At 71.6% G+C, this 22540-nt stretch carries 20 protein-coding genes; 13 read left to right on the top strand and 7 right to left on the bottom strand.

Going from position 1 to position 22540, the window contains the following annotated elements:
* Positions 1-85: 85 nt before the first annotated feature.
* Both OG338_RS08895 and OG338_RS08900 read left to right on the top strand, forming a co-directional pair.
* A complete protein-coding gene (locus OG338_RS08895; RefSeq protein WP_405936796.1) occupies positions 86-1015 on the top strand; it encodes a sugar phosphate isomerase/epimerase family protein in 930 nt (309 codons plus the stop codon).
* 142 nt (positions 1016-1157) lie between these two features.
* Entirely contained in the window at positions 1158-1568 is a 411-nt protein-coding gene (locus OG338_RS08900; RefSeq protein WP_405936797.1) for a peptidoglycan-binding protein, read from the top strand.
* A 4-nt stretch (positions 1569-1572) separates the two neighbouring features.
* Here OG338_RS08900 and OG338_RS08905 read toward each other — a convergent pair whose 3' ends face one another.
* Entirely contained in the window at positions 1573-3795 is a 2223-nt protein-coding gene (locus tag OG338_RS08905; RefSeq protein WP_405936798.1) for an MMPL family transporter, read from the bottom strand.
* A gap of 183 nt (positions 3796-3978) precedes the next feature.
* On the opposite strand from OG338_RS08905, the gene OG338_RS08910 reads away from it, so the two are divergent.
* From OG338_RS08910 to OG338_RS08920, 3 genes are all read left to right on the top strand, one after another.
* On the top strand, positions 3979-4698 hold the full coding sequence (locus OG338_RS08910) for a TetR family transcriptional regulator (protein WP_405936799.1): 720 nt from the start codon (positions 3979-3981) through the stop codon (positions 4696-4698).
* A gap of 77 nt (positions 4699-4775) precedes the next feature.
* Positions 4776-5084: a heavy-metal-associated domain-containing protein gene (locus OG338_RS08915; RefSeq protein ID WP_405936800.1), complete on the top strand. Its 309-nt coding sequence runs from the start codon at positions 4776-4778 to the stop codon at positions 5082-5084.
* A gap of 101 nt (positions 5085-5185) precedes the next feature.
* On the top strand, positions 5186-7555 hold the full coding sequence (locus OG338_RS08920; protein WP_405936801.1) for a heavy metal translocating P-type ATPase: 2370 nt from the start codon (positions 5186-5188) through the stop codon (positions 7553-7555).
* Between the two features lie 529 nt (positions 7556-8084).
* On the opposite strand, the gene OG338_RS08925 is transcribed toward OG338_RS08920, so the two are convergent.
* The 3 genes from OG338_RS08925 to OG338_RS08935 form a co-directional block, all read right to left on the bottom strand.
* On the bottom strand, positions 8085-9383 hold the full coding sequence (locus tag OG338_RS08925) for a citrate synthase (protein WP_405936802.1): 1299 nt from the start codon (positions 9381-9383) through the stop codon (positions 8085-8087).
* A 129-nt stretch (positions 9384-9512) separates the two neighbouring features.
* The gene (locus OG338_RS08930; RefSeq protein WP_405936803.1) at positions 9513-11831 is read right to left on the bottom strand and encodes an ATP-dependent RecD-like DNA helicase; all 2319 of its coding nucleotides are present in this window, start codon (positions 11829-11831) and stop codon (positions 9513-9515) included.
* A 92-nt stretch (positions 11832-11923) separates the two neighbouring features.
* Positions 11924-12238 (bottom strand): hypothetical protein, encoded by a 315-nt coding sequence (locus OG338_RS08935; protein WP_405936804.1) that lies wholly within the window; start codon positions 12236-12238, stop codon positions 11924-11926.
* A 128-nt stretch (positions 12239-12366) separates the two neighbouring features.
* Here OG338_RS08935 and OG338_RS08940 point away from each other — a divergent pair, with 128 nt between their 5' ends.
* The 4 genes from OG338_RS08940 to OG338_RS08955 all read left to right on the top strand — a co-directional run bounded on the left by OG338_RS08940 (position 12367) and on the right by OG338_RS08955 (position 14837).
* Entirely contained in the window at positions 12367-13206 is an 840-nt protein-coding gene (locus OG338_RS08940) for a Scr1 family TA system antitoxin-like transcriptional regulator (RefSeq protein ID WP_405936805.1), read from the top strand.
* On the top strand, positions 13178-13402 hold the full coding sequence (locus OG338_RS08945) for a DUF397 domain-containing protein (protein WP_405936806.1): 225 nt from the start codon (positions 13178-13180) through the stop codon (positions 13400-13402). Before OG338_RS08940 ends, OG338_RS08945 begins: the two co-directional genes overlap by 29 nt.
* 79 nt (positions 13403-13481) lie before the next feature.
* Positions 13482-13988, top strand: coding sequence for a hypothetical protein (locus tag OG338_RS08950; RefSeq protein WP_405936807.1), 507 nt, complete (start codon positions 13482-13484; stop codon positions 13986-13988).
* Between the two features lie 42 nt (positions 13989-14030).
* The gene (locus OG338_RS08955) at positions 14031-14837 is read left to right on the top strand and encodes a hypothetical protein (protein ID WP_405936808.1); all 807 of its coding nucleotides are present in this window, start codon (positions 14031-14033) and stop codon (positions 14835-14837) included.
* Between the two features lie 55 nt (positions 14838-14892).
* Here OG338_RS08955 and OG338_RS08960 read toward each other — a convergent pair whose 3' ends face one another.
* From OG338_RS08960 to OG338_RS08970, 3 genes are read right to left on the bottom strand one after another with little or no spacing between them, the layout of a single operon-like run.
* Positions 14893-15720, bottom strand: a complete 828-nt coding sequence (locus OG338_RS08960) for a sugar phosphate isomerase/epimerase family protein (protein WP_405936809.1) — start codon at positions 15718-15720, stop codon at positions 14893-14895.
* Positions 15717-16862 (bottom strand): dihydrodipicolinate synthase family protein, encoded by a 1146-nt coding sequence (locus tag OG338_RS08965; protein ID WP_405936810.1) that lies wholly within the window; start codon positions 16860-16862, stop codon positions 15717-15719. Before OG338_RS08965 ends, OG338_RS08960 begins: the two co-directional genes overlap by 4 nt.
* 37 nt (positions 16863-16899) lie before the next feature.
* The gene (locus OG338_RS08970; protein WP_405936811.1) at positions 16900-18051 is read right to left on the bottom strand and encodes a Gfo/Idh/MocA family protein; all 1152 of its coding nucleotides are present in this window, start codon (positions 18049-18051) and stop codon (positions 16900-16902) included.
* Positions 18052-18169: 118 nt separating this feature from the next.
* Between OG338_RS08970 and OG338_RS08975 the strand changes: the two genes are divergently transcribed.
* From OG338_RS08975 to OG338_RS08990, 4 genes are all read left to right on the top strand, one after another.
* The gene (locus OG338_RS08975; RefSeq protein WP_405936812.1) at positions 18170-19234 is read left to right on the top strand and encodes a LacI family DNA-binding transcriptional regulator; all 1065 of its coding nucleotides are present in this window, start codon (positions 18170-18172) and stop codon (positions 19232-19234) included.
* An 83-nt stretch (positions 19235-19317) separates the two neighbouring features.
* On the top strand, positions 19318-20106 hold the full coding sequence (locus OG338_RS08980) for a sugar phosphate isomerase/epimerase family protein (RefSeq protein WP_405936813.1): 789 nt from the start codon (positions 19318-19320) through the stop codon (positions 20104-20106).
* Positions 20107-20275: 169 nt separating this feature from the next.
* The gene (locus OG338_RS08985) at positions 20276-22126 is read left to right on the top strand and encodes a glycoside hydrolase family 3 protein (RefSeq protein WP_405936814.1); all 1851 of its coding nucleotides are present in this window, start codon (positions 20276-20278) and stop codon (positions 22124-22126) included.
* A 46-nt stretch (positions 22127-22172) separates the two neighbouring features.
* Positions 22173-22532: a hypothetical protein gene (locus OG338_RS08990; protein WP_405936815.1), complete on the top strand. Its 360-nt coding sequence runs from the start codon at positions 22173-22175 to the stop codon at positions 22530-22532.
* Positions 22533-22540 lie beyond the last annotated feature (8 nt).

Raw genomic sequence — 22540 nt, forward strand, 5'->3', positions numbered from 1 at the left:
CTCCGCTTCGATCATCGTCAATCATTTGTACGGACATACGGACGTATTCTTGACACTGGTCCGCCCGCGTGGTGAGGCTGGGCGCATGACGTCCTCCCCGTCCTCGGCATCGCCCTGCATCCGCATCGGCTCCGCGCCCGACTCCTGGGGGGTGTGGTTCCCCGACGATCCCCGGCAGGTGCCGTGGCGGCGCTTCCTGGACGAGGTCTCCGCCGCGGGCTACGAGTGGATCGAGCTGGGTCCGTACGGCTACCTCCCGACCGATCCGGCCCGCCTCGCGGACGAGACGGGCAGCCGGGGGCTCTCCGTCTCGGCGGGCACCGTCTTCACCGGATTGCACCACGGGCCGGACGTCTGGGACCGGACCTGGGAGCATGTCGCCGGCATCGCGGCACTCACCCGGGCGATGGGCGCCGGTCACCTCGTGGTGATCCCCTCCTTCTGGCGCGACGACAAGACGGGCGAGGTGCTGGAGGACCGGGTCCTCACGGCGGGGCAGTGGCGCCACCTCACCACGCAGACCGAGCGGCTGGCGCGCGAGGTCCGGGACCGTTACGGGCTGCGCGTCGTCGTCCACCCCCATGCGGACACCCACATCAACACCGGGGAGAACGTCGCCCGGTTCCTCGACGCCACCGACCCGGACCTGGTCTCGCTCTGTCTGGACACCGGGCACTACGCGTACTGCGGGGGCGACAGCGTCGAGCTGATCGAGACGTACGGGGAGCGCATCGGCTACCTCCACCTCAAGCAGGTGGACCCGGCGGTCCTCGCCGAGGTGGTGGCGGACGAGGTTCCGTTCGGTCCCGCCGTGGCGCGCGGTGTGATGTGCGAACCGCCGGGCGGGGTCCCGGCCCTGGAACCCGTACTCGCCGCCGCCCGCCGGCTGGACGTCGATCTGTTCGCCATTGTCGAGCAGGACATGTACCCCTGCCCGCCGGACCGGCCGTTCCCGATCGCCCGCCGCACCCGCGACTACCTCCGCTCCTGCGGGCGGCCGGCCGGGACGGCCTGACGCGGCCGGGACGCCCTGACGCTTACAGGTGGTCCGTGCGGTTCGGCGGCCTTTGGCAGTGACGTCGGGCCGGTGCGGGCTGTTGTCCTCGGTGAGACCGGGCCCCCGGGCCCGCCCCCGCACTCACCGAGGAGCGACCGCCATGTCCCACACTCCCCTGTCCCCGCGCCGGTCCGCCGGCGGCTCGGCCCTGACCACCGGGCTCCTGGCAGCCGCCGCGCTGGCCGCCGTCCTGGCCGTGGCCCCGGGGGCCGCCGCCGACGCCGAGAACGTGCCCCCGGCCGGCTCCAGCCCCGTGTGTGCCTTCTACGACGGGAACGGGATGACCGTCTTCGGCGACCGGGGCGACCGCGCCTTCCAGGTGCAGTGCATGCTGGCCAACCGGCGCTACCTGCCGTGGGACGCGGTGGACGGGACGTTCGGCCTGCGCACCCTGGACGCGGTCCGGCGCTTCCAGGCCGACCACCCGCCCCTGCTCAGCACCGGCCTGGTCGACACGGACACCTGGGCCGCGCTGTGGCGGGGGGACGCGCCGGCCGACGCGGGGGCGTGACGGCTCACGCTCCGCTGGGCACCCGTTCCGCCTCGGCGTCCCGCTCCGGTATGGATTCCGGCGCCTCCGGCCGACCCGGCTCGCCCTCGCTCAGGCCGAACCGCTGGTGGAACCTCCGCAGCGGTGCGGGCGCCCACCAGCTCGCCCGGCCCATCAGCTTCATGACCGTCGGGACGAGCAGGCTGCGGACCACCATCGCGTCCATGAGCACGGCGAGCGCGATGCCGAGGCCGAGCATCTTGGTGTTGGTAACCCGCGAGGTGCCGATGGCGACCATCACGACCGCCAGGATCACGGCCGCCGCGGTGATCAGCCCGCCGGTGCGCCGCAGTCCGAAGGAGACCGCCTGCTCGTGGTCGCCGGTGCGGTCGTACTCCTCCTTGATCCGGGAGAGCAGGAACACCCCGTAATCCATGGAGAGTCCGAAGGCGACGCAGAACATGAGCACCGGCAGCGTCGTCTCTATGTCGCCGGTGCTGGTGAAGGCGAGCGGCCCGGACAGATGGCCGTCCTGGAAGACCCAGACGACGGCCCCGAACATCGCGGTGAGGCTGAGGGCGTTGAGCACGACGGCCTGTACGGGGATCAGGACGCTGCCGGTCAGCAGGAACACCAGCAGCAGCGTCACCACGGCGATGATGCCCACCGCCCACGGCAGCCGGTCACCGATGGCGGCCTTGGAGTCGACCAGGACCGCCGCCGTGCCCGTCACGGAGGTGTCGAAGGGGGCGGGCTCGGCGCGCAGGTCCTTCACCAGGCGCTGGGTCTCCTCCCCCACCGGCTCGCCCTTGCCCAGCACACTGAAGTAGGCGTTGCGCCCCTCCGTGACCGGCCCGTCCACCCGGAGCACCCCCGGCAGCGCGGCGAGCCTGCCGCGGTACTCGGCGTACTGGGCGGGAGTCGCCTCGCCCTCCGCCAGGATGTCCAGGCTTCCGCCGGGGCTGCCGGGGAAGCCGTCCCGCAGGTGCTGCTGCACCACATGGGACTCGGAGGAGGCGGGCAGCTGCCGGTCGTCCGCCGTGCCGAACCTGACGCCCAGGAAGGGCAGTCCGAGAAGGACCAGCCCGACGCTCGTGACCACCGCGAAGACCGGGGCCCTGCGCATCACCAGAGCGGTGAACCGGGCCCACCCCGCACCGCCCTCCCGCCGCGGCTTCGCGCGGCCCCGCCGCAGCAGCTTCCGGAGGTCCAGCGCATTGACCCGGGGGCCGAGGAGCATCAGCGCGGCCGGCAGCAGGATCAGCGCGGCCGCTGCGGCGAGGAGCACCACGGCGATCCCGGCGTAGGCGAAGGAGCGCAGGAAGTACTGCGGGAAGACCAGCATCGCGGCGAGCGACACCGCGACGGTCAGCGCGGAGAACAGCACGGTCCGGCCCGCCGTGCGCAGCGTCGTCCCGATGGCGTCCCTGGTCGGGGCGCCGGCCGCCAGCTCCTCGCGGAAGCGGCGCACGATGAACAGGGCGTAGTCGATGGCGAGTCCGAGCCCGAGTGCCGTGGTGAGGTTCTGGGCGAAGACGGAGACGTCGGTGAACTCGGTGATGCCGCGCAGCACCGCGTTGGTCCCCAGGATGGCGACGATGCCCACGCCCAGGGGCAGCAGGGCGGCGATGGCGCTGCCGAAGACCATGACGAGCAGCACCAGCGTCACCGGCAGGGCGATCGTCTCGGCCCGCAGCAGGTCGTCCTGGATGATCGTCTGCATCTCGTGCTGCACGGCCACCGGGCCGCCGAGCGAGACGCTCACCGGGCCGTGCTTCCCCCGGTAGTGCGGGGCTATCCGGTCCAGCACCTCGCCCGACGCCTTGTCGTCGCCCTCGATCCGGGCGGCGATCAGCGCCTCCCCGCCGTCCTCGGCGCGCAGCGCGGGCGCCTTATCCTGCCAGTAGGAGCGGACGCCCACGACATCCGCCTCACCGGCCAGCCGCTCGGCCAGGCGCGCCGCCTCGGCGGCCACGGCCGGGTCGTCCACGGAGGCGCCGCCGCTGTCGACGAGCAGCAGCAGATTGGGCTGGGAGGCGGGGAACTCGCGCTCCAGCGCCTTCGTGGCGTAGGTCGACTCGGCGTCCGGGGCCTGCCAGCCGCCGCTGCCCATCCGGTCGGCGACCCCGCTGCCCGCGAGGACCGCGAGCGCGGTGATCACCAGAGCCGCCAGCAGCGAGAGCCGTGGACGCGCGGTGACGAAGCGCGTCCAGCCCCCCAGTCGCTGCGGGCCGTTGACTTCAGGCATGGTGCGATGTCCCCTTTTCCCCGGATCCGGGCCCGCGAGGCGGCAGCACGAGGCAGCCGCACAGGGCAGCATGGATCAGTCATTGCCACCTACACTGGCAAACACGAGTCATCGCTCGCGTTTCTCCAGAATGCGAGTGACCGCTCGTGTTTGTCAACCGTGCACGAAAGCTGGGGATTCACCGTGTCGCAGTCCAGAGCGGCGGGCTCCGAAGACGCCGGGGCCGCCGAAGGCGCCGGGACCACCGGCAAGGCCGACGCCCCCGCCCGGCCGCGCAGGCGGCAGGCCCGGGGCGAGGCCCGTATCGCACAGTTGCTCAAGGCCGCCGCCGACGTGTTCTGCACGACCGGCTACACCGCGGCGAGCACCAACGCCATCGCGCGCGAGGCCGGGGTCTCGCCCGGCACGCTCTACCAGTTCTTCCCCAACAAGGAGGCCATCGCGGTCGAGCTGGGCGACCAGCTCCTGGCCCGCTGGCGGGAGACCTACGGGGCCGCGCTCCTCGCCGACCGGCCGGAACTCCCGCTGGACCGGATGCTCGACGCCACCCTCGACCCGCTGATCGAGTTCAACTGCGCGAACCCGGCCTTCACGGTCCTGATGCACGGCCCCGAGATCCCGGGCATGCCCTCCGAGGACCACGACGCCGTGCACACCACGATGCTCGGCCAGGTCGAGACGATCCTCGCCGGATATCTGCCGGACCGGCCGCCCGCCGAGGTCACCCGGATCGCCACGATGATCTTCAACATCTTCAAGTCCGGGCTGGACGTGATCATGGCGCACGAGGGCGAGGAGCGGGAGGCGTACATCCGCGAGGTCAAGACGGTCCTCCGGCGGTACCTCGAACCCATGATCCCCGACGACACGGCGGCCGGGCCTCGCTCGCGTCATACCCCCTAGGGGTATAAAGTGGGGATCGTGGAGGCGCACCGGTGTGCGTCGCTCCGCCCCGTGTGCCCGTCGAAGAGGAGAACACCATGACCGCCGAGACCCAGCTCCCCCAGGCGACCGGCTCCTGCTGCTCGCCCAGCGGTTCCTGCCACGACAGCGCGGGCGCCGACGCCGGGCAGTCCGGCGTGACCACCGTCTACCAGGTGACCGGCATGACCTGCGGGCACTGCGAGGGCGCCGTCTCCGAGGAGGTCTCCGCCATCGAGGGTGTCACCTCCGTGAAGGCCGTGGCGTCCACCGGGCAGGTGACCGTGGTCTCGCGGGGCCCCCTGGACGACGAGGCCGTACACGCCGCCGTGGACGAGGCGGGCTACGAGCTCACCGGGCGCGCCTGACCGCCCCGGGACCACCCACCGCGACACCCGTCCCGGCCGGGCCGCACCGACCAGCAGATACTGGTGGGGTACGGCCCGGTCGGCGTTCCAGGAGCTCGGACATGCACAGCGCATCGGACACCCACAGCGCGACGGAGGCGGAGCCCTCCCGGGCCGAGTTCGCGATCGGCGGCATGACCTGCGCCTCGTGCGCGGCCCGTGTCGAGAAGAAGCTCAACCGGATGGACGGCGTCACGGCCACCGTGAACTACGCCACGGAGAAGGCCCGCGTCAGCTACGACGGCGCCGCCGTCTCCGTAAGCGATCTTGTCGCTACGGTGGAGAGGACCGGCTATACGGCGAAGCCGCTGCCCGGGGCGGCCGTACGGGCCCCCGGGCCCGCCGCCACCCCGGAGGCCGCGCAGGCTCCGCAGCCCGCCACCGCCGACACCCCGCAGCCCACCCCCCGCGCGCCCCGACCGGAACCGGAAGCCCCGCCGCACCCCGAAGACACCCCCGACCCGACCCTCGCCGCCCTCCGGCAGCGGCTCATCGTCTCCGCCGTGCTCGCCGCCCCCGTGGTCGCCCTGGCGATGATCCCCGCCCTCCAGTTCGACTTCTGGCAGTGGCTCTCGCTCACCCTGGCCGCGCCCGTCGTGGTCTGGGGCGGGCTGCCCTTCCACCGGGCCACCTGGACCAATCTGAGGCACGGCGCGGCGACCATGGACACCCTGGTCTCCGTCGGGACGCTCGCCGCCTTCGGCTGGTCGCTGTGGGCGCTGTTCCTCGGGGACGCCGGGATGCCCGGCATGCGGCACGGCTTCGAGCTGACAGCCTCCCGGTCCGACGCCTCGTCCACCATCTACCTGGAGGTCGCGGCGGGCGTCGTCACCTTCATCCTGCTGGGCCGCTATCTGGAAGCGAAGTCCAAGCGGAGGGCCGGGTCCGCGCTGCGCGCCCTGATGCACCTCGGCGCCAAGGACGTGACCGTCCTGCGCGACGGCGCCGAGGTCCGCGTGCCCGTCGCCCGGCTCGTCGTGGGCGACCGCTTCACCGTCCGCCCCGGCGAGAAGATCGCCACGGACGGCACCGTGGTCGAGGGCTCCTCGGCCGTGGACGCGTCCATGCTCACCGGCGAGTCCGTCCCCGTGGACGTGCGCGCCGGCGACACGGTGACCGGCGCGACGCTCAACGTCTCCGGCCGCCTCGTGGTCGAGGCGACCCGCGTCGGCGGCGACACCCAGCTGGCCCGGATGGCGCGGCTGGTCGAGGACGCGCAGAACGGCAAGGCCGAGGTGCAGCGCCTCGCGGACCGGATCTCGGCGGTGTTCGTCCCGGTCGTCCTGCTGCTCGCCCTCGCCACGCTCATCGGCCGGCTGCTGGCCACCGACGACACGACGGCCGCGTTCACGGCGGCGGTGGCGGTCCTGATCATCGCCTGCCCCTGCGCCCTCGGCCTCGCCACACCGACCGCGCTCATGGTCGGCACCGGGCGCGGCGCCCAGCTCGGCATCCTCATCAAGGGCCCCGAGGTCCTGGAATCCACCCGCCGCGTCGACACGATCGTCCTGGACAAGACAGGCACGGTAACGACGGGCCGGATGACCCTCCAGGCCGTCCACACGGCCCCCGGAACGACCGAATCCGACGTCCTCCGCCTCGCCGGTTCCCTGGAACACTCCTCCGAACACCCCATCGCCCAAGCCATCGCCGCCGGAGCCACCGAACGCACCGGCGCCGCCCTTCCCACCCCCGAGGACTTCGCAAACGTCCCCGGCCTCGGCGTCCGGGGCACCGTCGACGGTCACACCGTCCTCGTCGGCCGCCCCCGGCTGCTCACCGAGGCCGGGATCGCCCTCCCCGAGGCTCTGGCCGCCGCCGTCGCGGACGCCGCCGCTCAAGGGCGTACGGCCATCGCGGCCGGCTGGGACGGTGAGGCGCGCGCGGTCCTGGAAGTCGCCGACGCGATCAAGGACACCAGTGCGGAGGCCGTCGCCGCGCTCCGGGATCTCGGCCTCACACCGATCCTGCTGACCGGTGACAACCGGGCCGTGGCGGAGTCGGTCGCGGCCGAGGCCGGGATCGACGAGGTCCGGGCCGAGGTGCTGCCGGAGGAGAAGGCGCACGTCATCCGGGGTCTTCAGGAGCGGGGGCGGGTCGTTGCCATGGTCGGCGACGGGGTCAACGACGCCGCCGCTCTGGCCACCGCCGACCTGGGCCTGGCGATGGGCACCGGCACGGACGCCGCGATCGAGGCGAGCGACCTGACCCTGGTTCGTGGAGATCTCAAGGTGACAGCAGACGCCATCCGCCTCTCCCGGCGCACCCTCACCACCATCAGGGGCAACCTTTTCTGGGCATTCGGCTACAACGTGGCCGCCCTACCCCTTGCGGCATTTGGGCTGCTCAACCCTATGATTGCCGGAGCGGCGATGGCGTTCTCATCGGTCTTCGTCGTGACGAACAGCCTGCGCCTGCGGTCCTTCACGTAATTTCCACAATGAGATTCAGATCACATCGGTTTCAGGGTAACCATTCGATGGGTTCGTAAGTCTTAGAGTGCGATGCCAAGGATGTCTTGGGGGACGTCCGACGGAGCATCTTGGGGGATGCTCCGGGCAAGAGTGGGCCGGGGCACGTACACCGGGGAGCTTTGAGCGGCCCTCCCGTCGGTACGTACCCCGGCAGACCACAGCGCAGTGAGCAGGACAAGCAGTACCGAGGCACCCAGCTCAGGAGCTACGGCTCCCACCGAACGCCCGGCCGGATCCCGTGGGGGGAATCCGCTCCGGGACATGGGAAGCGCCTCGCTGTCGGCCCGTGGGGGGATCGATGGCGAGGCGCTTCTCTCTTTCACGCGGGAGCGCTCCCGGACCGGCGCGCGCGCCCGGCGTACGCCCCCACGCACTCCCCCGGAACGCACGACACCCCCGTACGCCGCGTCGCTCGGGGCGAGGGCGCGGCGTACAGGGGCGCGGGTCCGGCGGTCAGTCAGGGCCGGGGTGATGCGGAAGGGAGCGTTCAGCGGCCCTCGACCGGGACGAAGTCACGCAGGACCTCGCCGGTGTAGATCTGGCGCGGGCGGCCGATGCGGGAGCCGGGCTCCTTGATCATCTCGTGCCACTGGGCGATCCAGCCGGGGAGCCGGCCGATCGCGAAGAGCACGGTGAACATCTCGGTCGGGAAGCCCATCGCGCGGTAGATGAGACCCGTGTAGAAGTCCACGTTCGGGTAGAGGTTGCGCGAGACGAAGTACTCGTCGGAGAGCGCGTGCTCCTCCAGCTTGAGCGCGATGTCCAGCAGCTCGTCGGACTTGCCGAGGGCGGACAGCACGTCGTGCGCGGCGGCCTTGATGATCTTGGCACGCGGGTCGAAGGACTTGTACACCCGGTGGCCGAAGCCCATCAGGCGGACGCCGTCCTCCTTGTTCTTCACCTTGCGGATGAAGGAGTCGACGTCGCCGCCGTTGGCCTGGATGCCTTCCAGCATCTCCAGGACGGACTGGTTGGCGCCGCCGTGCAGGGGGCCCCAGAGCGCCGAGATGCCGGCGGAGATCGAGGCGAACATGTTCGCCTGCGAGGAGCCGACCAGGCGCACGGTGGAGGTCGAGCAGTTCTGCTCGTGGTCCGCGTGCAGGATGAGCAGCTTGTCGAGCGCCGAGACGACGACCGGGTCCAGCTCGTACTCCTGGGCCGGGACCGAGAAGGTCATGCGCAGGAAGTTCTCGACGTAGCCCAGGTCGTTGCGCGGGTAGACGAACGGGTGACCGATCGACTTCTTGTACGCGTACGCGGCGATGGTGGGGAGCTTGGCGAGCAGCCGGATGGTCGAGAGGTGGCGCTGCTCCTCGTCGAACGGGTTGTGGCTGTCCTGGTAGAACGTGGACAGCGCGCTGACGACCGAGGACAGCATGGCCATCGGGTGGGCGTCGCGCGGGAAGCCGTCGAAGAACCGCTTGACGTCCTCGTGCAGCAGCGTGTGCTGGGTGATCTCGTTCTTGAAGGTCGACAGCTCGTCGACCTTGGGAAGCTCACCGTTGATCAGCGTGTACGCGACCTCAAGGAAGGTCGAGCGCTCCGCGAGCTGCTCGATCGGGTAGCCGCGGTAGCGCAGGATGCCCTGCTCGCCGTCGAGGTAGGTGATGGCCGATTTATAGGCAGCGGTGTTGCCGTATCCGCTGTCCAGCGTCACCAGGCCGGTGTTCGCCCGGAGCTTCCCGATGTCGAAGCCCTTGTCGCCGACGGTGCTGTCGATCACCGGGTAGGTGTACTCGCCATCGCCGTACCGCAGTACCACAGCGTTGTTGGTGTGCTCGCTCACGTCATCCCTCACCGACGTAGTGCCTCTTCTTCGAGGTTCCCTGACTGTCTCCACCCTCCCCCATTTGGCTCAGGAGAGTGCACTCGGGGTCGTCCATTGGACCTACTCGCGGCACTGAGTGCCGCGAACTTAGCCATCCTGCCCCCTTGACTCCGGTTCCGGAAGACCTCCGTGATGTTTCCCACCGATTTGATCGATCATTTTTACCGACGATCCTCCGTCACCCCCTCCGCGGAGCCGGTGATCCAGTGCCGTACAGCGTCTGCCTGCGGAAACCGTGCGGACCGCCTGGCCGATCGCCTGCCGCGAGCCGACCAGCACGACGAGCTTCTTGGCCCTGGTCACGGCGGTGTAGAGCAGATTCCGCTGGAGCATCATCCAGGCGCTCTTCGTTACGGGGATGACGACGGCCGGGTACTCGCTGCCCTGGGAACGGTGGATCGTCATGGCGTACGCGTGGGCGAGCTCGTCCAGCTCGTCGAAGTCGTAGCCGATCTCCTCGTCCTCGTCGGTGAGGACCGTCAGCCGCTGTTCGTCCAGGTCAAGGCCGGTGACGACGCCCACGGTGCCGTTGAAGACGCCGTTCTCGCCCTTGTCGTAGTTATTACGGATCTGGGTGACCTTGTCCCCCACCCGGAAGACCCGGCCGCCGAACCGCTTCTCCGGCACGTCCGGCCGGCCCGGGGTGATCGCCTGCTGGAGCAGACCGTTGAGATGTCCGGCCCCGGCCGGGCCCCGGTGCATCGGCGCGAGCACCTGGACGTCCCGGCGCGGGTTCAGCCCGAACTTGGCCGGAATACGGCGGGACGCGACGTCCACCGCGAGCACTCCGGCGTCCTCCGTCTCGTCCGCCACGAAGAGGAAGAAGTCACTGAGCCCCTGAGTGAGCGGCGGTACGCCGGAATTGATGCGGTGCGCGTTGGTGACGACGCCCGACTGCTGGGCCTGGCGGAAAATCGTCGTCAGCCGGACCGCGGGCACGGGGCCGCCCTCGGCGAGGAGGTCCCGCAGCACCTCGCCCGCCCCTACGGACGGCAGCTGGTCCACATCGCCGACGAGCAGCAGGTGGGCACCCGGTGCCACCGCCTTCACGAGCTTGTTGGCGAGCAGCAGATCGAGCATCGACGCCTCGTCCACGACGACCAGATCGGCGTCCAGCGGGCGGTCCTTGTCGTACGCCGCGTCGCCGCCCGGTTTCAGTTCGAGCAGCCGGTGCACGGTGGACGCCTCGGCGCCCGTCAGCTCCGAGAGCCGCTTGGCCGCCCGGCCGGTGGGCGCGGCCAGCACGACCTTGGCCTGCTTGGCCCGGGCCAGCTCCACGATGGACCGGACCGTGAACGACTTGCCACAGCCGGGGCCGCCGGTCAGCACGGCGACCTTCCGGGTCAGCGCGAGCCGCACGGCGGCCTCCTGCTCGGGCGCCAGCTTGGCGCCCGTCCTCCCCGCGAGCCACTTCAGGGCCTTGTCCCAGTCCACGTCCGCGAAGGCCGGCAACCGGTCCTCCGGGGTCCGCAGCAGCCGTCGCACCTGGGCGGCGAGCGAGATCTCCGCCCGGTGGAACGGCACCAGATACACCGCCGTGACCGGGTCCCCGCCCTCGGGCGACGGCACCTTCTCCCGTACGACGCCCTCCGGCTCCCCGGCCAGCTCCGCCAGGCACTCGATGACGAGCCCGGTGTCCACCTGGAGCAGCTTCACCGCGTCCGCGATCAGCCGCTCCTCGGGCAGGAAGCAGTGGCCCTGGTCGGTGGACTGCGACAGCGCGTACTGCAAGCCCGCCTTCACGCGTTCCGGGCTGTCGTGCGGGATGCCGACCGCCTGGGCGATCTTGTCGGCGGTCAGAAAGCCGATGCCCCAGACGTCGGCGGCCAGCCGGTAGGGCTGGTTCTTCACGACGGAGATCGAGGCGTCCTCGTACTTCTTGTAGATCCGCACCGCGATGGACGTCGAGACGCCGACGCCCTGGAGGAAGACCATGACCTCCTTGATCGCCTTCTGCTCCTCCCACGCGGCCGCGATCATCTTCGTCCGCTTGGGCCCGAGGCCGGGCACCTCGATGAGCCGCTTGGGCTCCCGCTCGATGACGTCCAGCGTGTCCACGCCGAAGTGGGTGGTGATCCGGTCGGCCATCACCGGCCCGATGCCCTTGATCAGCCCGGAGCCGAGGTAGCGCCGGATGCCCTGGATCGTGGCGGGGAGGATCGTCCGGTAGTTCTCGACGTGGAACTGCTTGCCGTACTGCGAGTGGGACCCCCAACGCCCTTCCATCCGCAACGACTCCCCGGGCTGCGCGCCGAGCAGCGACCCGACGACGGTGAGCAGGTCGTTGCTCCCCCGCCCGGTGTCGACGCGCGCGACGGTGTAGCCGTTCTCCTCGTTGGCATACGTGATCCGTTCGAGCACGCCTTCCAGGACGGCCAGGTCGGGGGTGTGCGGTGGGGAGGCCATGGCGCGACGGTACCGGGTGGGTGCGACAGCGGTGCGTGGGCGCCGGGCGGCGCTACGGTGAGCGCATGGCGACCGAGCGGATAGCGTTGCCGCTACGGCTGGTCGGGGTGTTGCCGTGACGCCGCCGCCGTCCGGGAGCCCCGGCTTTCCGCGACGCGCCTGACGTCCCGGAGGGATTCGGTCAGGCGGCTGGCCAGGAAGTGCAGTTCCGGTCCGGTCACCTTCTGGTCGGCGAGGAGGTCGGCCGCGTGGCCCAGCAGGTCGTCGGCCATGCCGAGTTGGACGCTCTCGATGTCGTCGGCCAGCCGCGAGACGTAGCCGTTGCCGTCCCCGAGGACGTAACAGGGCTTGCCGCCCTGGCCCGCCCAGGGCAGCAGCCTGATCGTCTGCGCGTCGTTTTCCTTCACGTCTGCCTGCTTCCTTCCGGGGGCCCTGCGTTCTGTAGCGAACCCATCACAGAGTGGGGTCACGCGTCGCTACGCTGCCAGGGGGTCGGGGATGACAGCGAGTACGTCAAGACGGGGAGTTGAGCCGCATGGCCACGAAACGGGCGCCGCGTTCGCCGCGGCAGAAGTACGGCGAGGAGCTGCGGCTGCGACGCGTCGCGGCGGGGCTGACGCAGGAGGCACTGAGCGAGATCGTGGTCTGCTCGCCCACGCTGATCAGCCACTGGGAAGCGGGGCGGCGGCTGCCGAGCCCGGAGGACGCGGCGAGGATCGACCGGGCGTTGAACACGGGCGGGTTCTTCGTACGGTGGCTTGAGGACCTGGACTCGAAGTTCGTCCAGTACTTCGCGCACGTGGCCGAGTTGGAGCAGCAGGCCACCGAGGTGCGCCTGTACGGGTTGTCGCTCATCCCCGGGCTCCTCCAGACCGGCCCGTACGCCCGTGCCGTCTTCGAGGCGTACAGAACCAACTACCAGCCGGACGAGCTTGACACCTTCGTCGTCAACCGCTTGGAGCGCGGCCGGATGCTCGCGGAGTCGGAGCGTCCGGTGGTCTGGGCGCTTCTCGATGAAGCGTCGCTCCGACGGAGCGTCGGTGGCCCGCAGGTCATGGCGGAGCAACTGCGCAAAATCGCGGACATGGCAGCTTCCGGGCGCCTGCGCCTGCACGTACTGCCCTTTGCCGTAGGAGCCCACGCGCTCATGGAGAGCGCGCTCTACGTGCTCGACTTCGCGGACGGCCCTCCACTCGCGTACGTAGAGGGACTTCAGACAGGAAATCTGATCGATGATCCGGCGTTGGTGGCCGCCTGCCAGGAGTCCTACACTCTCGCCCTGAGTGACGCGGCGTCCCAACGGACTTCGATCGATCTCATCCGGGCCATCGCAGAGGAGCACGAAAATGCACAGCAGCACCCGCCCCTACGCTGACTCCCGGGCCCTGACCGGATGGTTCAAGTCCAGTTACAGCGGTGGCAACAACGGTGACTGCCTGGAAGCCGCGCGCGGCCACGCCTCCGTGCCCGTCCGTGACAGCAAGGCCGCCGATGGCCCCGCCGTCGTGTTCTCCGGTGGCGGCTGGGCCTCGTTCGTCGGTGCGGTCAAGGACGGGCGTTTCGGGGGCTGAGCCGGGCCCGGAGCGGTGTCGTCCGCTCGTTGGGCGGCTGTACGGTGACACTTCCGTCAGGTGGTCGAAAGGGTGTCGCGTGTCCGGGTCCCGTGCGCTGAGCTTGTCTCTTGTCGGCCTTGCCGCTGTCGGGGTCGTCCTCACCGGGTGTTCGTCGGACGACGGGGAGTCGGGGACGAGCGCCCCCGGCGGCAAGGGCGGGGCGGCGGTCTCCAAGGGGGGCAAGGGGTCCGCGAAGCTCACGTACAGCGGTGGGGCCAGTGGGGAAGTTGTCATCGAGAGCGTGGGCTGTGCCGTGATGGACGGGAAGCTCACCGCCGTCACCGCGCCGGACAGCGCCGACAGCGGGGCGCCCGCGAAGCCCTCGTTCACCGCCGTCCTGAGCGGGGACAAGGCGATGTCCACGCTCACCACGAAGGACGGCACCGGCTATGTGCAGAGCGCCGGGTCCGGGGTCTCCGGGTTCAAGAGCGGGGACACCTGGGTCGTCAACGTGGACGGGCTGACGCTCGGGCCGACCGACCTCAGCGGGGAGCCGATCACCGTCGACGGGACGATCACCTGCGGGTCCGTCGCCGGGGTGTAGGGCCCGGACCGCCTCCCCCAACGTCCCGATAGCATCCGGGACATGGGTAGATCGAAGCACCTCATATCGGCCATCGCGATCGCCGCCGCCGGAGCGGCCCTTCTTACGGGCTGCTCGTCCGGTGATTCCGACTCCGACGCAGCGGAACCGGCGGCCTCGTCCCCGGCCGCCGCCTCCTCCCCCGCACCGGCGGAGAGCCCGTCCGCGTCCGCCACTCCGTACGCCGAGCCCGCCGAGTGCCAGAGCCTCGGGCTCAAGTCGGAGGCGACGCTGGCCGGGAAGGACTTCGCCGGCTGCCTGTCCGCCGCGTTCGCCGCGTACGGGACCGGAACGGAGAATCTGCTCGTCGGGGACCGGTCGGGCACCACGCGGTTCCGGGTCGGGGACGACCCCGCGCTGGCGGGGGACGTCGACGGGGCGGACGGGAAGAAGGCCGCGAACTCGTACGTCTCGATCGGCGGCGAGGAGTGGATCAAGTCCGACGGGGCCTGGGAGAAGAGCGACTCCAAGGAGGCGGTCGACGCCGAGCTGGGGAAGAAGTACCGGACGGTCTCCGATCCGCAGGGCATCCCGGACCTGGTCGGCTCGTTCGCGACCTGGAAGGTGGACACCGAGAAGGCGCTGATCTCCCTGGAGAACGGCAAGGACGTCGAGGCGTGGCGCGTGACCAACGCCCGGCACTTCGACTACCAGGGCTCCGAGGTGGTCGAGTACATCGTGTGGGTGGACGACGACGGCACCCCGGTGGGCGTACAGAACACGTCGAACACGGCCGGCAAGTCGAACACGTACGTCCAGCACTTCTACGACCTCGGGCAGCCCGTCACCATCGAGGCACCGCCCCAGTAGGACCTGTCCCGGCCCCGGGACCCGCACCGCACAGGCGGGCCCCGGGGCGGCGGACTCAGCAGGCGTGCTCGGCGTAGCGGGCCGCCACCTCCGCCAGGACCTCCGCGCCGTCGCGCGCCCACAGGGCCTCGTTGAAGATCTCCACCTCGACCGGGCCGTCGAAGCCCGTCGCCTCCACGGCCTCGCGGAAGAAGCGGAAGTCGACGCTGCCGTCGCCGAGCTGGCCCCGGCCGAGCAGGACGCCGGCCGGGAGCGGGGTGATCCAGTCCGCGAGCTGGAAGGAGTGGATGCGGCCCGACGCGCCGGCCCGGGCGATCTGGGCGGGCGCCTGGTCGTCCCACCAGAGGTGGTACGTGTCCACGACGACGCCCACCCGCTCGGCCGGGAAGCGCTCGGCGAGGTCCAGGGCCTGGGAGAGCGTCGAGACCACGCAGCGATCCGAGGCGAACATGGGGTGCAGGGGCTCGATGGCCAGCCGCACCCCGCGCTCCGCCGCGTACGGGGCCAGCTCGGCCAGCGCGTCCGCGATGCGCTCGCGGGCGCCGTACAGGTCGCGGCTGCCCTCCGGGAGGCCGCCCGAGACGAGGACCAGGGTGTCCGTGGAGAGGCCCGCCGCCTCGTCCAGCGCGGCGCGGTTGTCGTCCAGGGCGCGGGCGCGCTCCGCCGGGTCCTTGGCGGTGAGGAAGCCGCCCCGGCACAGGCTGGTGACGGTCAGGCCGTGGTCGGCGACGAGGCGGGCCGTCGCCTCGACCCCGTACGACTGCACGGGGGCCCGCCAGAGGCCGACCTTGTCGATGCCCGCCTTCGCGCAGCCCTCGGCCAGCTCCGGCAGCGACCACTGCTTGATGGTCTCCTGGTTGATGGAGAGACGGCCGTCGCTCATCGGGTGCCTCCCCGCACGGTCAGCAGCGCGCGCATCCTCGACTCCGCGAGATCCGGGTCCGGGAACAGGCCGAGCCCGTCGGCGAGTTCGTACGCCTTCGCCAGGTGCGGGAGCGAGCGGGCCGACTGGAGGCCGCCGACCATCGTGAAGTGGTCCTGGTGGCCGGCCAGCCAGGCGAGGAAGACAACGCCCGTCTTGTAGAAGCGGGTCGGTGCCCGGAAGAGGTGCCGGGACAACTCGACCGTGGGGTCGAGCAGTTCGCGGAAGCCCTTCGTGTCACCGGTGTCCAGCACCCGTACCGCGTGCGCGGCCAGCGGGCCCAGCGGGTCGAAGATGCCGAGCAGCGCGTGGCTGAAGCCCCGGTCGTCGCCCGCGATCAGCTCCGGGTAGTTGAAGTCGTCCCCGGTGTAGCAGCGGACCCCGCCCGGCAGCCGGCGGCGTACATCGATCTCGCGGTCGGCGTCGAGCAGCGACATCTTGATGCCGTCGACCTTGTCCGGGTGCTCCGCGATGACCTGGAGGAAGGTGTCGGTGGCCAGGTCCAGGTCGGTGGAGCCCCAGTAGCCTTCGAGCGCCGGGTCGAACATCGGACCCAGCCAGTGCAGGACGACCGGTTCGGTGGCCTGGCGCAGCAGATGCGCGTACGTCTCCAGGTAGTCCTGGGGGCCCCGCGCGGCGGCGGCGAGCGCGCGGGAGGCCATCAGGATGGCCTGCGCGCCGCTCTCCTCGACCACGGCGAGCTGTTCCTCGTACGCCGCGCGCACCTCGGCGAGCGTCGCCGGGCCGGGCGGCAGCTGGTCGGTGCCGACGCCGCAGGCGATCCGCCCGCCGGCCGACTTCGCCTCGGCGGCCGAGCGGCGGATCAGCTCCTCGGCGCCCGCCCAGTCCAGGCCCATGCCGCGCTGCGCGGTGTCCATGGCCTCGGCCACGCCGAGCCCGTGCGCCCAGAGGTGGCGGCGGAAGGCGAGCGTGGCGTCCCAGTCGACGGCGGCCGGGGAGTCGGGCGTCACGTCGGCGTACGGGTCGGCGACGACATGGGCGGCGGAGAAGACCGTACGGGAGGCGAGCGGCGTCCCCGTAGGGGTGAGGTCGAGCGGGGTGGCCCGGGGTTCGTACGGGCCCTGCGGGAGATGGATGGTCACGGTGACGGCTCCTGGGCGACGGGAGGGCGGCGGCGGGTCACAGGGACAGCTCGGGGACGTCCAGGCGGCGGCCCTCCGCGTGGGACCTGAGGCCCAGTTCCGCGAGCTGCACACCTCGGGCGCCCGCCATCAGATCCCAGGTGTAGGGCTCGTCCAGCACGATGTGGCGGAGGAACAGCTCCCACTGGGCCTTGAATCCGTTGTCGAAGACCGCGTTGTCCGGGACCTCCTGCCACTGGTCGCGGAACGGTTCGGTGACCGGCAGGTCCGGATTCCAGACCGGCTTCGGGGTGGCCGAGCGGTGCTGGACGCGGCAGTTGCGCAGGCCCGCGACGGCGGAGCCGTGGGTGCCGTCCACCTGGAACTCGACCAGCTCGTCGCGGTTGACCCGGACCGCCCAGGAGGAGTTGATCTGGGCGACCGCGCCGCCGGCCAGCTGGAAGGTGCCGTAGGCGGCGTCGTCGGCGGTGGCCGCGTACGGCTCGCCGCGCTCGTCCCGGCGCTCCGGGATGTGGGTCTGGACGTGCGCCTGGACCGTGGTGACCCGGCCGAACAGCTCGTGGAGCACGTACTCCCAGTGCGGGAACATGTCCACGACGATGCCGCCGCCGTCCTCCGCGCGGTAGTTCCAGGACGGGCGCTGCGCCTCCTGCCAGTCGCCCTCGAAGACCCAGTAGCCGAACTCGCCGCGCACGGACAGGATCTCGCCGAAGAAGCCGCCGTCGATGAGGCGCTTCAGCTTCAGCAGGCCCGGCAGGAAGATCTTGTCCTGCACGACGCCGTGCTTGACGCCGGCCTCCTGGGCCAGCCGGGCCAGGTCCAGGGCGCCCTGGACGTCCGTGGCGGTGGGCTTCTCGGTGTAGATGTGCTTGCCGGCGGCGACGGCCTTCTTGATCGCCTCGACCCGGGCCCGGGTGACCTGGGCGTCGAAGTAGATGTCGACGGTGTCGTCCGCCAGGACCGCGTCCAGGTCGGTCGACCACTCGGTCAGGCCGTGCCGGGCGGCCAGCTCCTCCAGGGCGTGGGCGCGGCGGCCGACGAGGACCGGTTCCGGCCACAGCACGTCGCCGTCACCGAGGTCGAGGCCGCCCTGCTCACGGATCGCGAGGATCGAGCGCACCAGGTGCTGCCGGTATCCCATGCGTCCCGTCACGCCGTTCATGGCGATGCGCACTGTCCTGCGTGTCACGAAAGGTCCCTCCGTACAGCCGTAGCAAGCGCTTTCTATGCGGGATGACGCTAGCCTGCCGACAGCGGCCCGGACAAGAGGGGGCCCGTCAATCGGTCACCGGCCACGGAGGAAAGCGATGACAGTCACCCTGGCGGACGTGGCGGCCCGCGCCCGGGTGTCCCCGGCCACCGTCTCCCGTGTGCTGAACGGCAACTACCCGGTGGCGGCGTCCACCCGGGAACGGGTTCTGCGCGCCGTGGACGACCTGGACTATGTGCTGAACGGGCAGGCCAGCGCCCTTGCGGCGGCCACCTCGGACCTGGTCGGCGTCCTCGTCAACGACATCGCCGACCCGTTCTTCGGGATCATGGCGGGCGCCGCGCAGACCGAGATCGGCGGGCCCGGCGACGGGTCGGGGCGGGCGGGCGGCGAGAAACTGGCGGTCGTCTGCAACACCGGCGGCTCCCCCGCCCGCGAGCTGACCTATCTCACCCTGCTCCAGCGCCAGCGCGCCGCCGCCGTCGTCCTCACCGGGGGCGCGGTGGAGGACCCGGAGCACCAGCTGGCGATGGCCGCGAAGCTGGCGAAGCTCGCGGAGGCGGGGACCCGGGTGGTGCTCTGCGGGCGGCCCCCGCTGCCGGACGGGGCGTCCGTGGTGGCGGCGCTGGCCTTCGACAACGAGGGCGGCGCCCGGCGCCTCACCGCCCATCTGCTCTCCCTGGGCCACCGCCGCATCGGCTATGTCGCGGGCCCGCTGGAACGGACCACCACCCGCCACCGGCTGGCCGGTCACCGCGAGGCGATGCGGGCGGCGGGGGCCGCCGGGGACGAGGACCGGCTGACCGTGCACGGCTCGTACGACCGGGGCTCCGGCTACGACGCCACGGTCGAACTCCTGCGCCGCGAACCGGAGATCACGGCGGTCGTCGCCGCGAACGACACGGTGGCGCTCGGCGCGGCGGCGGCGGTCCGCGACCGGGGACTGCGCATCCCGGAGGACATCTCCGTGGCCGGCTTCGACGATCTGCCGTTCTCGGTGGACGTGGTCCCGGCCCTCACGACGGTACGGCTGCCGCTGGTCGAGGCGGGGGCACGGGCGGGCCGGCTGGCCATGGGCAAGGAGGACCCGCCGCCGGGCGGCATCGCGCTGATCCCGGCCGAGCTGATGGTGCGCGGGTCGACGGCGGCGCCCCGGGGGTGAGGGCCGGAGGGCGGGGTACGGGTCAGGGCGCCCACCTCTCGTAAGGCGCGGCGGCGGCACGGAACGACGGAAGGAACACGCACGTGAAGCTCGCTTTCTCGACCCTCGGGGTGCCGGGGCTGCCCATCGCCGAGGTCGTCCGGCTGGCCGCCGGCAACGGCTACCAGGGGGTCGAGCTGCGGGCACACCCGGAGGAGCCGGTGCATCTGGGGCTCGGGGCGTCCGAACGGGCCGCCGCGCGCGGCGTGTTCGAGCGCGGCGGGGTGGAGGTGCTGGGCATCGCGGGGTACGCGATGGTCGCCGCCGAGGGTGATGACCGGCCGGTCCTGGCGGAGCTGGCCGCGCTGGCCGGGCTGGCCCGGGACCTGGGCGCGCCCTCTGTCCGGGTGTTCCCCGGGGGCGGCGACCGGGACCCGGTGGAGGCCGACGCGGCCGCCGCGCGCAGGCTCGGGGCGGCCGCTCCGTACGCCGCCGGCCTGGGCGTACGCCTGCTCCTGGAGACGCACGACTCGCACCGGGCGGGGGCCGACGTGGCCCGGGTGGCCGGGGCGGTGGGGCACCGGAGCGTCGGTGCGCTGTGGGACGTCATGCACACCTGGCTGGCGGGCGAGGAGCCGGTGGCCAGTCACGCGGTGCTGGCCCCGCACCTCGGCTACGTACAGGTGAAGGACATCGCGTCGGCGGACGACACCACGCCGCTCGCACTCGGGGCCGGGGTGCTGCCGCTGCGGGCGTGTCTGGACACGCTGGAGCCGGACGGCTGGGTCTGCTGGGAGTACGAGAAGCGGTGGTACCCGGAGGCGGCGGAGCTGCCGGGGCTGCTGGGCGCGGGGCGCGAGCACCTGTTGCGGCTGGGCGCGCCCAAGCAGTAAGCGGTCTCAGGCAGGCACCGTTTCCGGGACGCGTGACGACACGCGACGAACCGGAAGGGACGCGCGGAAAACAGCCCGCACCCTTGACCGGAAGTTATTTTCTGGATATCCGTGCTCCTTGGAAGTTTCTTTCACCCCCTCGTCACCGAGAACGGCCGAAGGAGCTCACGTGCCCCACCGCACCTCCAGACGCACCCTCCTCACCGCCACCGCCGCCACCGCGGTCGCCGCCGCGGCGGGTATGGCGGCCGCCCCGGAGGCCGCCGCCTCCCGGGGCTCCGCGCACAGCGGTCACACCTCCGCCGCCACGACCCGGCGGCTGAAGCGGCTCATCTCCCGGATGAGCCTGGAGGAGAAGGTCGGCCAGCTCTTCGTCATGCGGGTCTACGGGCACTCCGCCACCGACCCCGACCAGGCCGACATCGACGCCAACCTCGCCGAGATCGGGGTGCGTACGGCCGCCGAGATGATCGCCAAGTACCACGTCGGCGGGATCATCTACTTCGCCTGGGCGCACAACACCCGCGACCCGCACCAGATCGCCGAGCTCTCCAACGGCATCCAGCGCGCGGGCCTGGCGGGCCCGTCCCGCGTGCCGCTGCTGATCTCCACCGACCAGGAGCACGGCATCGTCTGCCGCGTCGGCGAGCCGGCCACGCTGATGCCGGGCGCGATGGCGCTGGGCGCGGGCGGTTCGCGCTCCGACGCCCGCCGGGCCGGGCAGATCGCGGGCGCCGAGCTGGCGGCGATCGGCATCAACCAGAACTACGCGCCGGACGCCGACGTCAATGTGAACCCGGCCAACCCGGTCATCGGCGTGCGCTCCTTCGGCGCGGACCCGCAGTCCGTGGCCGGGATGGTCGCCGCCCAGGTGAAGGGGTATCAGAGCGCCGGGATCGCCTCCACGGCCAAGCACTTCCCGGGCCACGGCGACACCAGCACCGACAGCCACACGGGCCTGCCGGTCATCGGCCACACCCGGGAGCAGTGGGCGGAGCTGGACGCGCCCCCGTTCCGGGCGGCCATCGCGGCGGGCATCGACTCGATCATGACCGCGCACATCGTGGTGCCCGCGCTCGACCCGGCCGAGGACCCGGCGACCCTGTCGAAGCCGATCCTCACCGGCATCCTGCGCGAGGAGCTGGGCTACGACGGGGTCGTGGTCACCGACTCGCTGGGCATGGAGGGCGTGCGCACGAAGTACGGGGACGACCGGGTGCCGGTGCTCGCGCTCCAGGCCGGCGTGGACCAGTTGCTGAACCCGCCAAGCCTGGAGGTCTCGTGGAACGCGCTGCTGGCGGCCGTCAAAAGCGGTGAGGTCAGCGAGGCCCGGCTGGACGAATCGATCCTGCGCATCCTGCGCCTGAAGACGAAGCTGGGGCTCTTCGAGCAGCCGTACGTCTCCGGGCGCGGGGTGGACCGTACGGTCGGCACCCGGGCGCATCTGGCCGCCGCCGACCGGATCGCCGAGCACACGACGACCCTGCTGGCCAACGAGGGCCGGCTGCTGCCGCTGTCGCGCCGCTCGCACCGGAACCTGCTGGTGGTGGGCGCCGACCCGGCCTCGCCCTCGGGCACCACGGGCCCGCCGACGACGACGCTGGCCGAGGCGTTCGACGAGCTGGGCTTCGCCGCGACCGCGCTGTCCACCGGGACCGCGCCCACCCAGGCGGCCATCGACGCGGCGGTGGCGGCCGCGCGGGGCAAGGACGCGGTGGTCGTGGGGACGTACAACGTCTCGGCGACCAGCTCGCAGCGGACCCTGGTCAGCGCGCTGGCCGCGACGGGCGTCCCGGTCATCACGCTCGCCATCCGCAATCCGTACGACATCGCGCAGCTGGCGGGCACCGGGCACAAGGCGCATCTGGCCGCGTACTCCTGGACCGACGTCGAACTGCGCGCGGCGGCCCGAGTGATCGCGGGCCGGGCCCGGCCGGAGGGCCGGCTTCCGGTCCCGGTGCAGCGGGCTGACGACCCGTCGAAGGTGCTGTATCCGGTGGGATACGGGCTGAGGTACTAGGGCGTGTCCGCTTAGACTCGGTGGTATGACACCACAGCGGTTAGGAATGCTCAGTCTCCGCCTCGATGCTCTGTACTGCCTGGTCATGGGGGCCGTCGTGGCCCTGACCGCGCCCACGACCGCGTCCGCCGTCCCGCTGCCCCTGCCGCTGATCGTCGCGGCCGGGGCAGCGGTCGTCGGGTGGGCGGGTGCGGTGGAGTGGATGCGGGTGAAGCTGCCGCAGCCGCGCGCGCTGCGGATCGTGCTGACCGCCAATATCGCGGCGACCCTGCTCGTCGCCGCGCTGGCGGTGGCCGCCGTCCCCGTGCTCTCGGTGCTGGTGATCCTGTCCGTGGCCGTGGACATCGCGCTGTTCGCCGCGAGCCAGGCGGTCGCGCTCACCCAGCTGCGTACGACGACGGCCTGACCCGGAAG

The sequence above is a fragment of the Streptomyces sp. NBC_00726 genome (genome assembly GCF_045161735.1).
Taxonomy (GTDB): Bacteria; Actinomycetota; Actinomycetes; order Streptomycetales; family Streptomycetaceae; genus Streptomyces.